Annotated in this window: 12 protein-coding genes and 1 pseudogene; 9 read left to right on the top strand and 4 right to left on the bottom strand. The window is 75.6% G+C overall.

Features of this window, described 5'->3' with window-relative positions; all coding sequences use genetic code 11:
- Positions 1–61 precede the first annotated feature (61 nt).
- From ACFQ8C_RS33510 to ACFQ8C_RS33495, 4 genes are all read left to right on the top strand, one after another.
- Positions 62–196 (top strand): hypothetical protein, encoded by a 135-nt coding sequence (locus ACFQ8C_RS33510; protein ID WP_383465154.1) that lies wholly within the window; start codon positions 62–64, stop codon positions 194–196.
- Between the two features lie 51 nt (positions 197–247).
- Positions 248–1162: a glucose-6-phosphate dehydrogenase assembly protein OpcA gene (gene opcA / locus ACFQ8C_RS33505; protein ID WP_383465153.1), complete on the top strand. Its 915-nt coding sequence runs from the start codon at positions 248–250 to the stop codon at positions 1160–1162.
- 192 nt (positions 1163–1354) lie between these two features.
- Positions 1355–2563, top strand: coding sequence for a 4-hydroxybenzoate 3-monooxygenase (locus ACFQ8C_RS33500; protein ID WP_383465151.1), 1209 nt, complete (start codon positions 1355–1357; stop codon positions 2561–2563).
- A 120-nt stretch (positions 2564–2683) separates the two neighbouring features.
- Positions 2684–4459 carry a methyltransferase gene (locus ACFQ8C_RS33495; protein WP_383465149.1) on the top strand — a complete coding sequence of 592 codons (1776 nt, stop codon included), beginning with the start codon at positions 2684–2686 and terminating at the stop codon, positions 4457–4459.
- 46 nt (positions 4460–4505) lie between these two features.
- Here the strand turns inward: ACFQ8C_RS33495 and ACFQ8C_RS33490 are convergent, their stop codons facing one another.
- The 3 genes from ACFQ8C_RS33490 to ACFQ8C_RS33480 all read right to left on the bottom strand — a co-directional run bounded on the left by ACFQ8C_RS33490 (position 4506) and on the right by ACFQ8C_RS33480 (position 7996).
- Complete coding sequence (locus ACFQ8C_RS33490; protein WP_383465147.1) at positions 4506–5876, bottom strand: carbohydrate-binding protein; 1371 nt, start codon at positions 5874–5876, stop codon at positions 4506–4508.
- Between the two features lie 160 nt (positions 5877–6036).
- Positions 6037–6966 carry a LysR family transcriptional regulator gene (locus ACFQ8C_RS33485; RefSeq protein WP_383465145.1) on the bottom strand — a complete coding sequence of 310 codons (930 nt, stop codon included), beginning with the start codon at positions 6964–6966 and terminating at the stop codon, positions 6037–6039.
- A gap of 55 nt (positions 6967–7021) precedes the next feature.
- Positions 7022–7996: an acetylxylan esterase gene (locus ACFQ8C_RS33480; protein ID WP_383465143.1), complete on the bottom strand. Its 975-nt coding sequence runs from the start codon at positions 7994–7996 to the stop codon at positions 7022–7024.
- Positions 7997–8230: 234 nt separating this feature from the next.
- On the opposite strand from ACFQ8C_RS33480, the gene ACFQ8C_RS33475 reads away from it, so the two are divergent.
- The 3 genes from ACFQ8C_RS33475 to ACFQ8C_RS33465 all read left to right on the top strand — a co-directional run bounded on the left by ACFQ8C_RS33475 (position 8231) and on the right by ACFQ8C_RS33465 (position 11635).
- A complete protein-coding gene (locus tag ACFQ8C_RS33475; protein WP_383465158.1) occupies positions 8231–9757 on the top strand; it encodes a Re/Si-specific NAD(P)(+) transhydrogenase subunit alpha in 1527 nt (508 codons plus the stop codon).
- A 1-nt stretch (position 9758) separates the two neighbouring features.
- Entirely contained in the window at positions 9759–11177 is a 1419-nt protein-coding gene (gene pntB / locus ACFQ8C_RS33470; protein WP_383465141.1) for a Re/Si-specific NAD(P)(+) transhydrogenase subunit beta, read from the top strand.
- Between the two features lie 170 nt (positions 11178–11347).
- A complete protein-coding gene (locus tag ACFQ8C_RS33465) occupies positions 11348–11635 on the top strand; it encodes a DUF6479 family protein (RefSeq protein ID WP_383465156.1) in 288 nt (95 codons plus the stop codon).
- Positions 11636–11949: 314 nt separating this feature from the next.
- Here the strand turns inward: ACFQ8C_RS33465 and ACFQ8C_RS33460 are convergent.
- Positions 11950–12654, bottom strand: a pseudogene (locus ACFQ8C_RS33460) (PP2C family protein-serine/threonine phosphatase); the annotation flags it as partial.
- Positions 12655–13390: 736 nt separating this feature from the next.
- On the opposite strand from ACFQ8C_RS33460, the gene ACFQ8C_RS33455 reads away from it, so the two are divergent.
- Both ACFQ8C_RS33455 and ACFQ8C_RS33450 read left to right on the top strand, forming a co-directional pair.
- Positions 13391–13945 carry a hypothetical protein gene (locus ACFQ8C_RS33455; protein WP_383465139.1) on the top strand — a complete coding sequence of 185 codons (555 nt, stop codon included), beginning with the start codon at positions 13391–13393 and terminating at the stop codon, positions 13943–13945.
- 499 nt (positions 13946–14444) lie between these two features.
- Positions 14445–14924 (top strand): hypothetical protein, encoded by a 480-nt coding sequence (locus tag ACFQ8C_RS33450; RefSeq protein ID WP_383465137.1) that lies wholly within the window; start codon positions 14445–14447, stop codon positions 14922–14924.
- Positions 14925–15164: the final 240 nt, after the last annotated feature.

Here is a 15164-nt window from a genome sequence, read left to right as displayed (position 1 = left end):
CCTGGCCCCCCCCCCGTGGCAGGTCTTCTCCGGCGGTGGGGTGTGGCCCACCCGGGTCCGCGTGGGGTCTAGGGCGGGGGCGCCCGTCGGGCGCCCCCGCGCCCAGGCCCGGGCCGCCGCCGGGGCCTCCGACGGGGCCGCCGAGGAGGCCGTCGACGGAGCGGCCGACGGCGGGGAGCCGGCCGACGACCACTGAACGCCGCGCGGGCGTTAGGCTCGCCGCAGAGGAAGGGACGGGCGCCGGGCAATGAAGATCGATCTCACGGACACCAACTCCAGCGCGATCAACAAGGCGATCCTGGAGGGCCGGCGGGCCGTCGGCACCCCCGCCGTCGGCGTCGTCCTCACCCTGGTGATCGTCACCGACGAGGAGAACGCCTACGACTCGGTGCGGGCCGCCAACGAGGCATCGAAGGAGCATCCTTCGCGCACCCTCGTGGTCATCCGCCGCCGGGCGCTCTCCCCGCGCGAGCGGAACGTCACCCGGCTCGACGCCGAGGTCCGGCTCGGCACCGACGCCGGTTCGGGCGAGACGGTGCTGCTCCGCCTCCACGGCGAACTCGGCGCCCGCGCCGACTCGGTGGTGCTGCCGCTGCTGCTGCCCGACGCCCCCGTCGTCGTCTGGTGGCCGGTCGACGCCCCGGCCGTCCCCTCCAAGGACCCGCTCGGCGCCCTCGCCCAGCGGCGGATCACCGACTCGTACGCGGTCGAGGACCCGCTCCGCGCGCTGGCCGCGCGGGCCGTCTCGTACGCCCCCGGTGACACCGACCTGGCCTGGACCCGGCTCACCCCCTGGCGTTCCATGCTGGCCGCCGCCCTCGACCAGGCCGGCACGGAGGTCGTCTCGGCCGCGGTGGAGGCCGAGGAGGCCAACCCCAGCGCCGAGTTGCTGGCCCGCTGGTTCGAGGTCCGGCTCGGCATCCCGGTCGAGCGGATCGTCTCCGAGGGGCCGGTCGTGACCGCCGTCCGGATGGGCACCCCGCAGGGGGAGGTCCGGATCGACCGCCCGGAGGGCCCGGTCGCCCGGCTCGCCATCCCCGGCCAGCCGAGCCGCGTCATGGCGCTCAAGGTTCGCACGACCGCGGAGCTGATCGCCGAGGAGCTGCGCCACCTCGACCCCGACGACGCCTACGAGGCGGCCCTGGAGGGCGGTCGCTCCTGAGCCGCCGCCCGGTCCGTCGTCCCTGAGGGGCGGACGGGACAAGGTCGGGCCGGACGCGGGGCGGGACAGGGCCGGGCCGGTCCCGGACGTATCGGACGGCGGCGCCCCAGGCGAATCCTTTTTCTCGCCCATGGGTGCATACGGGTGATCCTGGAGCGTTCGGGGCTTTTCCCGTGCTTATGATCCACTGCTGTGACAGAGAGTCAGTATGCCCAGGTCGCGGGGGAGTTCGCGGACGTGGTCATCGTCGGGGCGGGTCCCGCGGGTCTGGTGCTGGGGAACATCCTGCTGCGCCACGGCGTCGACTGCGTCGTCCTCGAACGCGCCGACCGCGACTGCGTGGAGAACCGGGCCCGTGCCGGCTTCCTCGCGCCGAACACCGTGCGGATCCTGGAGCGCAACGGCATCGGCGAGGGGGTGCGACGCCACGGCCGGGAGCACGGCGTCTGCGAGTTCCGCACCGAGGACGGCCGCTTCCGCCTCGACTACCGGGGCCTCGGCAAGGGGGAGCCCCACACCGTCTACCCCCAGCACGAGCTGGTGACCGACCTGCTCGCCCGGTTCCTCGACGCCGGAGGACGGGTCCGCTTCGCCACGGAGGCGGTCGCCGTCTCCGGCGCGGACGGCCCGGCCCCCACGGTGACCGTGCGGGAGGAGGACGGGCGCCCCGTGCGGTGGCGGGCCCGGTACGTCGCCGCCTGCGACGGGCGCCACGGCGTCGGCCGGCGCTCCCTGCCACCCGGCGCGGTGCGCCACCACCGCGATCACGGCGTCTCCTGGCTGGGCCTGCTCGCCGAGGCGCCGCCGAGCCTGGACGCCGTGGGGTACGCGGTCCACCCGCGGGGATTCGCCGGGCACATGGCCCGCTCCGCCGACGTCACCCGCTACTACCTCCAGTGCGCCCGCGGCACCCGCGCCGAGGCGTGGGACGACGACCGGGTCTGGGACGAACTCGACCTGCGCATGCGGGCGTCCGCGTACGGGCCCCTGCGGCGCGGCCGGATCGTCCAGCGCGCCGTCGTCGACCTCGAGTCCGACGTCCTCGAACCACTGCGCCACGGCGCGCTGTTCCTCGTGGGCGACGCCGCCTCCCTGATCAGCCCGTCCGCCGCGAAGGGGGCGAACCTCGCCGTCCTCGAGGCCGAACTCCTGGCCCTGGCGCTGGTCGACGCCCTGGCCCACGACGACTCCGCGGGCCTCGACCGCTACTCCGAGCGGTGTCTCGAACACATCTGGCGGGCCCAGGAGTTCTCGCACTGGATGATCCGCCTGCTGCACGACACCCCGGGCCCCGGGCGCGACTCCCTCTTCCAGGAGCGCCTGCGGTACGCGCGGATCACCGCGCTGCGCGACTCCGCGTCCCAGCGGAACTGGTTCGCCGAGCACTACACGGGCATCTGAGGCCCCCTCACCTTCCTTCTCCCGCGCACCTCCTCCGCCCCGCGTGGCCCCGCCGCGTGGGGGTCCGTCCCACTCCTCCTCCACCCTGGACAGGGAATGCACTCCGAACGACGCTCCGCCATGCCCGCATGTCCGACACCCGCTCCTCCGACACCCGCTCCTCCGGCACCCGCTCTTCCGGCACCCGCTCCTCCGGCACCCGCTCCTCCGGGCCCGACGCCGGCGACGACCGCCGGTGGCGACGCGGGACGGCTGGAGGCGGCGGCCCGGTTCGTCCGGGAGCAGGACACCTCCCTCCTGCTCGCGCGCGTCCTGCCCGGCCTCGACGGCCCCGAACTACGGGCGTTCACCGACCGGTGCCGCTTCGCGCACGCCGCCCTGCTGGTCTTCCCCTCCGGCGAGGCGGCGCTCGGGGCGGAGCTGGCGGCCTGCGGGCTGGTCCCCGACGCGGAGGCGCAGCCCAGCGTCGTCGTCCGCGACCGCCTCGCCGTCCGCTACGCCCGCCGTCCCGCCGATCTTGACGTAAGGATTCTCCGCCCGGGGGTCCGGGGTCCCGCCGGGGAGCGGAGGGCGGTCGAGGTGTTCGTGATGACCGTGCCGCCGGGGTCCCCGCTGGCCGGGATCGCCGCCGACGAACGGGTACGGGACCGTGAGGCCCACCTCGCCTTCGACGTCGAGCGCCCCGACCCGCTGGTGCTGCGCGGGCTGCTGGCGGGCTTCGCGCGGCACGGCGCGGTCGCGGACGGGGGCGGCTACAACCCGCACGAGGACGGCACCGTCTTCTACTTCTCCGCCCCCGAGTCCACCAAGACCCCTTACCCGCGCGTGGAGTTGTACGCGAGCGGCGATCACCGGGAGGTCCTGGCCGAGCATCTGGACCGGATCCCGCAGCCGGCGGAAACGCTCCTGCGGCAGCTGACCGGGGCGTGGACCACGCAGGCCCTGGCGGCGTGCGCGGAACTCCGGCTCCCGGAGGCCATGGACCGGGCCGCCGGGACGGGCGTCCCGGAGCTGGCCCGCGCCGTCGGCGCCCACCCGGAGAGCCTGGCGGTCCTGCTGCGCTACCTCGCCATGCTGGGCGTGGTCGCCGAGGGGCCGGACGGCTTCCGTCTCACCGACGCCGGCGCGCTGCTGCGCTCCGGGGCCCGGTACTCGATGCGGCCCCTGGCGCTGATGTACGGCGGACCCTTCTACCAGTCCTTCGCGCACCTCGCCCACGCCGTGCGCAGCGGGGAACCCGGCTTCGACCACCTCTACGGCGAGAACCACTTCGACCACTTCGCCCGCGATCCCGCGCTCGCCGACCTGTTCGACCGGTCCATGGTGTCGAGCGGGCTCCTCTTCGACGCCCTTCCGGGCCACCCGGTCCTCACCGCCGCCGCCGAGGGGCGCCGCACCGTCGTCGACATCGCCGGCGGCACCGGGGAACTCCTCGGCCGCGTCCTGACCGCCCACCCCGACCTGCGCGGCGTCCTCCTCGAACGTCCCCACGTCCTCGCCGCGGCGCGGGCGCGGCTGGCCGCCGAGGGGCTCGACGGGCGCTGCGACCTCCGCGCGGGCGACTTCGCGGACGTGCCCTCCGGGGCCGGGGTCTATCTGCTCTCCCGGGTCCTGCACGACTGGGACGACGAGCGCTGCCGGAGCATCCTGCGGTACTGTGCCGCCGCCATGGCGCCGGACGCGGACCTCCTCGTCGTGGAGCGCCTCCTGCCCGCCGACGGCGCCCCCTCGCTCGCCACCGCGTGGGACCTCCACATGCTGTGCAACACCGGGGGCCGGGAACGCACCGCCGGCCAGTACGCCCGCCTCTTCGCCGACTGCGGTCTCGAACTCGTCGGCCACACCGGGCTCGCGCTGGGCGCCCACGTCCTCCACGCCCGCGGACGGGCGCGGTGACGCCGGAGCGCCACCCGCCCGGCGGGGGCGGGTGGCGCCGTCCGGGTCAGACCCGCTGCCAGAGCGCCGGGACGTTCGGCGGCTCCCAGCCCGTCTGCGCCTGGTGGCCCTGGAGGCAGCGGTAGGTGGAACCGCCGTACGTGACCGTGGCGCCGGCCGCGTACACGGTGCCCGCCTTCCACGTGCCGCCCGGCTCCGGCTCGCCCGGGCCGGGGCCGGGGCCCGGGTCGGAGCCGGTGGTCTTCAGGGTGAGGCCGTAGTTCGACAGGATCGGGTTCAGCGGCTGGAAGTACGTGGTGCCGCCGCTGGAGCAGTTGCCGGAGCCGCCCGAGGTGACGCCCTGGGCCTGGCTGCCGGAGATGTACGAGCCGCCCGAGTCGCCCGGCTCGGCGCACACGGTCGTCCGGGTCACGCCGGAGATCGTGCCCTCCGGGTAGGTGACGCTCGTGTTGTGCTGCTGGACGGTGCCGCAGTGCCAGCCGGTGGTGGAGCCGGAGCGGCAGACGGAGGAGCCCACGGGCTGGAGCACGGAGCCCGTGACCTGCACGTTCGCACCGCCCGCGCCCTTCACGTACGGGGTCGAGGTCCAGCTGCTGTTGGCCGCGACCCACGCCATGTCGTTGCCGGGGAAGATCGAGCCCTGGAAGCTGCCCTGCGCGACCTGGTTGTAGCCGCTGGTGGTCTGGCCGGCGCGGCCGCAGTGGCCGGCCGTCGCGAAGCCCTGGGTGGTGCCCCGGGTGACCGGGAACCCGACCGAGCAGCGTCCGCCGCCGCCCATGTAGTAGGCGTCGCCGCCCCGGAGGTCGTAGAGCGGGCGCGGCGCCTCGGCGCTCCGCTCCACCCGCACCAGCTCCCGCGGCACCCCGGTGGCCGCCGCGAGCCGGGCCCCGGCGCCGGCCCGGACCTCCTCGACGACCAGGACGTTGGCGCGCACGTCCACGTACCGCACCGGCGCGTCGGCGCCCGCCAGCCGGTCCAGGGCGGCCTTCGCCCGCTCCAGCGAGGACAGGTCGTGCCGGACGAGCCGGCCGGTGGCCCCGGCCGCCCGGATCGCGGCGAGGTCGGCGGCGCGGGTGGTGGCCACGGTCAGGGAGCCGGACTCGGCCCCGTCGACCCAGGCCCCGGCGAAGGAGCCGCCGATCCGGTCGCGGAGCAGGGCGGCGGCTCCGCCCGCCTCGGCCTCGTTGACGAGTCGCCGTTCCGCCTGGGCCCGGGTCAGGCCCAGGTCGCGGCCCATCGCGGCGAGCAGTTCGGGCTGGGCCTCGGTGGCGCCGAGCGCGGCAGCGGCGCTCCGCGCGGCCGGGGCGGTCCCGGGGGAGGGCGGGGCGGCGGTGGCGGACCCGGCCTGAAGGCCGGCCAGCACCATCCCGGCGGCGGCCAGCACGGTACACGCCGCGCGGGCGTGTCGTCGGAGCATGGGGAGTCTCCTCGGTTCTCGGTGGGGGATCTGCCGAGAACCGTAGGAAGGCGCCCGGGGGAGAGGGGACCCTCCGGTCGGCCCCCTCCCGCGCGTTATGGCCCCGACGGCGCGGGTGCTCCGCCCCCGGGACGGTTGCGCGGGGCGCCGGGCCGGCCCCTCAGGGCCCCGCGTCCGCCGTCCGTCCCGCGCTGCGGGCCAGTGCCTCGGCGTGGGCTTCGCGGGAGTGGGCGAGGACGGCCGCGGCGCGGGCGGCCGCGCGGCCCTCGGGGTGCCAGCCGAGGAGGTGGCGCCAGACGAGGGGGGCGCCGGTCAGCGGGCGGGTGACGATGCCGGGGGTGGCCGGGAAGGTCGCCCGGCAGAGGCCCACCGCGCGGCCCACCTGGACCAGGTGGACGCAGGAGGCGGTGTCCGTCTCGTACACCCGGGCCGGGGTGAAGCCGGCCCGGACGCACGCGGCGGCGAAGCAGTCGCCGAAGCAGCCGTCGCCGGGCACGTCCGTCCAGTCGGCGGTGGCCAGTTCGGCGAGCGCGACCCGCGGGCGGGCGGCCAGCGGATGGCCGGTCGCCAGCATCACGTACACCGGGTCGCGGGCGACCTCGGTCCAGGCGAGCCGTCCCGCCTCCGGCGGGGTGCTCTCCCCGCAGACGCCGACGAGTGCGAAGTCGAGCCGCCCGGCGACCACTCCGCGCGCGACGTCCCGTTCCGACCAGGAGGTGTACGTGGTCACCTGGGCGTCCGGCTCCGCCCGGGCGAGCCGGTCCACCAGGCCGCCGAGCAGCGGTCCGTGGGTCCCGCCGAGCCGGTGCCCGGTGGCGCCGTCCCGGGCGAACCGGACGGCCTCCTCCTGGAGTTCGCAGACGGCGGGCAGCACCACCCGGGCCCGGTCGAGGACCAGGTCGCCGAGCGCGGTGGCCCGGACGCCGTCCCGGCCGCGTACGAACAGGGCGCCTCCCAGGGCCCGTTCGATCCGCTTGAGCTGGGCGCTCAGGGCGGGCTGCGCCAGTCCGAGGGCGGTCGCCGCGCGCGTGAGGCTGCCGGCCTCGGCGATGGCCCGGACCGTCTTCAGGTGCCGCAACTCCAAGTCCATGGGCCCAGCTTGACGCCGGACGGCCGACAGGTCCAGACCAAGGCGGGCGGCGGGGCTATCGGGCGCGGAGCCGCTCCGGCAGCCAGGCGAGCTGCGCGGCCTGCTGGAAAGCGCCGCCGCCCTCGTGGTCGTTGAAGTCGTAGACCTCGATCGCCTTGTCCTCGTGCGCGTACGCGTTGAAGGCGGCGAACACCGTCGACGGCGGGCACGTCAGGTCCTCCAGCGCGGTGGAGAACAGCGCGGGCGCGGTCGCCCGGGCCGCGAAGTGCACCCCGTCGAAGTAGGCGAGGGTCTCCCGCACCCGCTCCACCCGGCCCCGGTGCGTCTTCAGGTAGTTGCCGATCTCCCGGTACGGCGTCCGGTCCGTGACCGTCGTCGCGCGCGGGAAGTCGCACAGGAACGGCACGTCGGGCGCCACCGCCACCAGGTCCGGCACCAGCCCCGAGACGGCGATGGTGATGCCGCCGCCCTGGCTGATCCCGGTCACCGCGGTGCGCTCCGCGTCGACGAGCGGATGCGACCGGGCCGCCTCCACCGCGCGCACCGCGTCCGTGTACAGGCGCCGGTAGTAGTACGTCTCCGGGTCCTCGACGCCCCGGGTCATGAAGCCGGGGAACGCCGGCGCGCTGCCCACCGGGTCCGCGGTGTCGCCGGGCGCCCAACCGCTGCCCTGGCCGCGGGTGTCCATCACGAAGTGCGCGAACCCGGCCGAGGCCCACAGCAGATGGCTGTGCGCGAGCCCGCGCCCGCCGCCGTACCCCAGGAACTCCACGACGACCGGCACCGGTTCGGTGACCCCGGCGGGGACGACGAACCAGCCCTTGACCGGCTGCCCGTCGAAACCGGAGTACGTCACGTCGTACGTCTCCACCGTCGCGAGCCCCGTCGTCACGCGCTCGAACCGGGCGTCCAGCCCGTGCTTCCGCGCCGCGCCGAGCGTCCTCGCCCAGAACGCGTCGAAGTCCTCCGGCTCGACCGACTCGCTGCGGTAGTCGCGGAGCCGGTCGAGGGGCATGTCGAAGAGGGTCATGAATACCGCCTGGTCAGCTGGGCACGTTCGGGATGTCGACCGGTCGGACCCGGCCCGGCCCACCCTAGCCCGGACTTCCTGCGAATTCATATACGTGAACGATCGTCGGATGCCGGTACGACGACGGCGTCCTCCCCGCGGCGGGCGGCATCAGGACGTCCGCGCGCGAGCCTTCTTCACGGAGGCGCCGGGGGAGGCCAAGGTGGGGGCGACAGCGGCGAACGGAGGGGTGTGGTGATTGTCGGAGTCCTCAAGGAGGCGCGGGACGGCGAGCGGCGCGTGGCGGCGACGCCCGCCACGGTCGAGAAGATCCGCGGGCTCGGGTACGAGGTCGTCGTCGACCCGGACGCGGGCGCCGCGGCGGGCTTCGCCGACAGCGCGTACGAGGCGGCCGGCGCCCGCGTCGGCGAGGCGGTGGCGGCCGACGTCGTGCTCGGCGTGAACGCCCCGGAGCCGGAGCGGCTGGACCGGGTGCGCCCCGGAGCCACGGTCATCGCCCTGTTCGCCCCGGCGTTCGACCCCGCGATGGTCGAGGACCTGGGCCGGCGCCCCCTCACCGTCCTGTCCATGGACGCCGTGCCCCGCATCAGCCGGGCCCAGTCCATGGACGTCCTCTCCTCGATGGCGAACATCGCCGGCTACCGCGCCGTCGTCGAGGCGGCCCACGAGTTCGGCCGCTTCTTCACCGGCCAGGTGACCGCCGCCGGCAAGGTCCCGCCCGCCCGGGTCCTCGTCGCCGGCGCGGGCGTCGCCGGACTCGCCGCCATCGGCACCGCCGGCTCGCTCGGCGCGGTCGTCCGGGCCACCGACCCGCGCCCCGAAGTCGCCGACCAGGTCCGCTCGCTGGGCGGCGAGTACCTGGCGATCGAGTCCCCCGAGACGGAGGTGTCGGCGACCGGCTACGCCAAGGAGATGGGCGACGACTACAAGGCCCGCGAGGCCGCCCTCTACGCCGAGCAGTGCCGCGAGGCCGACATCGTCGTCACCACCGCCCTCGTCCCCGGCCGCCCCGCGCCCCGGCTGATCACCGCGGAGACGGTGGCCGCCATGAGACCCGGCTCGGTGATCGTGGACATGGCCGCCGCCAACGGCGGCAACGTCGAGGGCACCGTACCGGGGGAGCGCACCGTCACCGCGAACGGCGTGACGATCCTCGGCTACACCGACCTCGCCGGCCGCCTCCCCGCCCAGGCCTCCCAGCTCTACGGCACCAACCTCCTCAACCTCCTGAAGCTCCTGACCCCCGCCGCGGACGGCCGGCTCGTCCTGGACTGGGACGACCCCGTGCAGCGCTCCGTGACCGTCGTGCGCGACGGCGAACCGTCCTGGCCCCCGCCGCCCGTCCAGGTGTCGGCCGCCCCCGCGACCCCCGCCGACAGGACCCCGGTCCCCGTCTCCCCGGTGAAGACGCCGATGAGCCCGGGGCGGCGGTTCACCGGGGTCGCCCTCGGCGCCCTCGCGCTCTTCCTCGTCGTCGGCTTCGCCCCCGCCGCGCTCCTGCCCCACGTCACCGTCTTCGTCCTCGCGATCGTCATCGGCTACTACGTCATCGGGCACGTCCACCACGCCCTGCACACCCCGCTGATGTCGGTGACCAACGCGATCTCCGGGATCATCGTCGTCGGCGCGCTGCTCCAGATCGGACACGGCGACACCGTCGTCACCGTGCTCTCCGCCCTCGCCATCCTGCTGGCCGGCATCAACGTCTTCGGCGGCTTCGCGGTGACGCGCCGCATGCTCGGAATGTTCAACAGGAGCTGACATGTCCGCCACCCACGCCGCCCAGGCGGCCTACCTCGTCGCCGCCCTGCTCTTCATCCTCGCCCTCGCCGGACTCTCCAAGCACGAGTCGGCCCGGCTCGGCAACGCCTTCGGCATGCTCGGCATGGCCGTCGCCCTCGTCGCCACCGTCGTCCTCGCCGCCGACCGGGGCCTCGGCGCCGGCGCCGCCGGACTGCTCGCCGCCGCCATGCTGGCCGGCGCGCTCATCGGCCTCTGGCGCGCCCGCGGCGTCGAGATGACCGGCATGCCCGAACTCATCGCCCTGCTCCACTCCTTCGTCGGCCTCGCCGCCGTCCTCGTCGGCTGGAACGGCTACCTCGACGTGGAGCACCACCCCGGCGGCACCGAGGCCGCGGCCCTCGACGCGCTCGGCACCCTGGGCATCCACCACGCCGAGGTCCTCGTCGGCGTCTTCATCGGCGCCGTCACCTTCACCGGCTCCGTCGTCGCCTACCTCAAGCTCGCCGGCCGCGTCGACTCCAGGCCGCTGACGCTCCCCGGCAAGAACGCCCTCAACCTCGGTGCGCTCGCCCTCTTCCTCGTCCTCACCGTCCGCTTCACCGTCGAGCCCGCCCTCTGGCTGCTCGTCGCCGCCACCGCCCTGGCCCTGGCCCTCGGCTGGCACCTGGTCGCATCCATCGGCGGCGGCGACATGCCGGTCGTCGTCTCGATGCTCAACAGCTACTCCGGCTGGGCGGCCGCCGCCTCCGGCTTCCTCCTCGGCAACGACCTGCTGATCGTCACCGGCGCCCTCGTCGGCTCCTCCGGCGCCTACCTCAGCTACATCATGTGCCGGGCGATGAACCGCTCCTTCCTCGCCGTCATCGCCGGCGGCTTCGGCATCGAGGCCCCCGCCGGCTCCGAGGTCGACTACGGCGAGCACCAGGAGATCACCGCCCAGGGCGCCGCCGAACTCCTCGCCGCCGCCCGCTCCGTCATCATCACCCCCGGCTACGGCATGGCCGTCGCCCAGGCCCAGTACCCGGTCGCCGAACTCGCCTCCAAGCTCCGCGCCCAGGGTGTCGACGTCCGCTTCGGCATCCACCCCGTCGCCGGCCGCCTCCCCGGCCACATGAACGTCCTCCTGGCCGAGGCCAAGGTCCCGTACGACATCGTCCTGGAGATGGACGAGATCAACGGCGACTTCGCCGACACCGACGTCGTCCTCGTCATCGGCGCCAACGACACGGTCAACCCGGCCGGAGCCGAGGACCCGGCCAGCCCCATCGCCGGCATGCCCGTCCTGACCGTGTGGGAGGCCGGCCAGGTCGTCGTCTTCAAACGTTCGATGGCCTCCGGCTACGCGGGCGTCCAGAACCCCCTCTTCTACCGCCCCAACACCACCATGCTCTTCGGTGACGCCAAGGACCGCGTGGAGGCCATCGTCAGCGCCCTGTGACACCCGCGCACCGGCGCGTTCCGGCTCTCCGCCGCCGCGCCGGAGCGGCCGTACGGGCCCGCTGCCGGCGGCCCGCCGGGACGCGCCCGTGGCCACCGGGGCCGACGTGGAGGCCCCGGGCAAGCGGGCCCGCGCCGGTGCGCACGGGACGCCGTGATTGGGTCGCCGGGATGCGGGTAGGCGCGCGAATGTTGCGGTTTGACCGACTTTTCCTACCAGAGGAAGGCCGATTCATGCCTGTCTCCCTTGTGACCGCCTCCGGACTCGCCGCCTCCGGATCGTCCTCGCTGCTCCTGATCCTGGTGGGAGTGGTCCTGGTCGCCGTGCTGCTCGCCGCGTTCTGGTGGGGCTCGCGGCGCGTCGCCCGCAGACGGAGGTCCGCCGGCGTCACCCAGCCGCCGCCGGCCGGGGCGCGGCGCGACTCCTGGACCACCCCGGAGGACGGCCCGGACCGATGAGGAGGGCCCGGACCGATGAGGAGGGCCCGGCCCCTCCCGCGACCGAAGGAGGACGCATGAGCGGGAAGAAGCGCGAGAAGAGGGACCGGGGCGGCCCGCGCGCCCGTACCACTCCGGCGCACGCGGTGGGGGAGAGCGGCGACGAGGAGGCCCGGCGGGAGGCGGACGAGGCCGTGTCCGGCCGGAGCGGTACCGGCGGCCGCGAGGACGCCGGTGGCCACGCCGCCAAGCGGAGGCGTCCGGGCAAGGGGCGCGAGGAGCAGACGAGGGAGTACCCCTGATCCGCGGTCGGTGAGCCCGGGATGCCATTCGACGAGCAGGATGGTCGCGTCGTCGCGGAGGCGCTGGTCGTGGTGGACGAGGATGTGCCGGATCAGACGGCGCAGGGCCTCGGGCGCGGGGAGGCCCTCGGTCAGGGCGCGGACGACGACGTCGGCCAGCCGCCCCTCGCCGAACAGCTCGCCGGTGGCCGAACGGGCCTCGGTGACGCCGTCGGTGAACAGCAGCAGCCGGTCGCCGGGCTCCAGCTGGGCGGTGTGGACGGGCGGCGGCGGCATGCCGTACCCGGTCAGCCCGAGGGGCGGATGGACGGCGCGGTCGAGCGCGCCGGTCACGACGTGCCGGTCACGGATCAGGAGCGGGGGAGGGTGGCCGCAGTCGATCCAGTCCAGCCGCCCGGTGGCGGTGTCGAGGTCGGCGATGACGCAGGTCAGCAACCGCTCGGGGATCCAGCGCTCCAGGGTCCGGTCGATCTCCACGGCCATGTCGCCGAGGCCGCCGCCGGCCCGTCGGGTGGAGCGGCAGGCGGCCAGCGCCGCGGCGCTGCAGCCGCCGGAGGCGAGGTCGTGGCCCATGGCGTCCAGGAGCGCCAGGTGCAGGACGTCTCCGGCCAGGCTGTGGTCGTAGGCGTCCCCGCCCACCTCGTACGCCGGTTCCAGGACCGCGCTGGAGGTCACCGCCGCCGTGCCGATGGTGCGCGGCGGCAGGAACGCCCACAGCAGTTCGGCCTGCAGGCTCATCGGCCGGGTGCGCATGGTGCGGGCCAGGACGTCGCTGTACGGCTGCTTGGTCGCCAGGATCATGGCGACCAGGCCGGCGAGGGCCTCGCACCGGTGGAGCAGGGGAGGGTCGAGCTCCGGGGCGGTCACCCGCAGCACGCCCACCCGGCCGATGCCGTCCACGACCGGGATCCATCCCGTCCGGTCGCCCCCGCCCGCGTCCGGACGGCTCAGCCGCACCGTCTCGGTGCGGTAGGCGTGTCCGGCGAGCGAATTGTCGACGGGCAGCGTCTCCAGGTCCACGGTCCCCTCGTCGGCGACCAGCCGGCGTGCCTCCTCGGGGGTCGGAAGGGCGACCAGACCGTGCTGCTGCAGGTCGGCCACGTACACCCGGGCCCCGGTCAGCCCCAGCCGCCGCCCGGCGTCCCGCACCAGACGGGGGATCGCCCGGGGCGCGAGGCGGTGGGACGAGGCCAGCACGTCGGCCAGGACCGAACCCAGGGTGTCGACGTCCACGGGTACCAGCCTGCCCTTCGCCGCCGGGCCCCGGCCCGCGCCGGTGCCCCTCCCATCATGCGCCGCGACGGGGCCGGACGCGGCGGGCGCCGCGCGTGAGCGGCCCAGCGGTTCGTCCTCGGATGCCCGGTTTGGCGTCGGGGCCGTGGGGCACGCGGACTTCCATGAAAGTCCCGGGGTCACCGAAGGGCCGGGACGGAACAGCGCGACTCAGCGAGAGAACGCGAAAGGGTGTGAGCCGATGTCGACCGGAATCGTCCTGGTCGTCGTCGCGGTCGTCGTCGTGGCCGGCTTCGTCGCCGGTCTGGCGGTGGACCGCCGGCGGCGAACGCGACTGCGCGACCGCTTCGGGCCCGAGTACGAACGGGCCGTCGAGACGACCGGCAGCAGACGCGCCGCCGAACAGGAACTGGACGCCCGCGAACGCCGCTTCGCCGACCTGGAGATCAAGCCCGTGCCCGGCGAGGCGCGGGAGCAGTACGCCCGGCGCTGGATGCGCGTCCAGGAGGAGTTCGTGGACCGGCCCGAGGCCGCGGTCCACGACGCCGACGAGCTGGTGGCCGCCCTGATGCGCGACCGCGGCTACCCCGACGAGGGGTACGAGCAGCGGCTGCGCGACCTGTCCGTGCGACACGGCCGCACCCTGGAGCACTACCGGGCGGCCCTGGAGGTCCACGCGCTGAGCACCCACAAGTCCGCCACCACCGAACAGCTGAGGGGTGCGATGACCCACTACCGCACCCTCTTCGACGACCTGCTCGCCGACGGCGAGCCGACCGGCACCCGCCGGTCCTGACGCGGAGGCAGGAGAGATGCGACACCACGACACGTCCGAGCGCACGACTCAGGCACCGGAGCGCCGCCACCACGCCGACCCGACGGGCGAGCGCCCCGGACGCGCGGCCGACGACGCCGGCACGGGGACCGGACGAGGCCGTCCCGCCCCCGCCGGTCCCGCGTCCGGGACGGCCGGGGGCGACCCGCAGCGGCCGCCGGAGCACAGCCCGACGGTCGCGCCGACCCCGCCGCGGCAGAGCGGTGCCGGGGAGGAGGACCACCGGCGGGCCGCGCCCCGGGCGCCGTCGTCCGCCCCGCCCGCGCCGCCGGGTCCCCGCGCCGGTTCGGCGGCCCCGGGCAGCCCCACGGTCGCCCCGACCCCGCCCCGGCACGAGCAGCCGGGGCAGGACCCGACCCGGCCCGTCGATCCCGGGAACGCGCGGCCCCGGCCCGCGCCGCCGCGGGGAACGGCGCCGGCGTACCCGCCCGCGCCGCAGGGCGCGCGGCAGAACCCGCCCATGCCCTCAGCGCCCCCCGCCCAGGCGCCCCCCGTCCCCGCGCCCCCCGCGCCGGAGGCCACCGCCCACGGCGGTCACCCCCGTCACGCCGCGCCCTCCGCACCCGCCCCGCGGGACCCGCGGGGGAACGCGCACGGCGCCGGCGGCGCGGAGCCGCGGCCGGACCACACCGGCTCCGCGCGGCCCGACACCGGCGCGGACGCCGAGGGGATCCCGGAGCTGCTCGCCCCCGCGGAGGAGGAGCGGTTCCGCGGGCGCTGGCACGAGGTCCAGGGCCGGTTCGTCGACGACCCCCGGCAGGCGGTCCACGCGGCGGACGTGCTCGTCGGCGACGTGATGAGGACCCTGGCCGACACCTTCGCCCTGCACCGGCAGACGCTGGAGAGCCAGTGGAGCCAGGGCCTTGAGGCCGACACGGAAAGCCTGCGCCGGGCGCTGTGCCAGTACCGCGCCCTGTTCCACCGTCTCCTGTCCACCTGACACCAGGGCAGGCGTGCCCGGCCCCGTGCCCGGCCGTGCGTGCGGCTCCGCCGCCCGCACCGCCGGGCCGGCGGCATGCCCGCCCCGTTTCCGCCTCGTCCGCCGGGGCCCGCGCCGTCCCGCCCCCTCCCGGGCCCCCTCCCGGGTCCTCTTTCCGGGTCCTCCTTCCGTGACGGCGCCTCGACCCCGACCGTCACCCGACCGCCAGGGGACGGCCGCGCGCGACGACGCCCCGCGCCG

The sequence above is a fragment of the Streptomyces sp. NPDC056503 genome (genome assembly GCF_042794995.1).
Taxonomy (GTDB): Bacteria; Actinomycetota; Actinomycetes; order Streptomycetales; family Streptomycetaceae; genus Streptomyces.
This window is presented reverse-complemented; position numbering and strand designations above follow the sequence as displayed.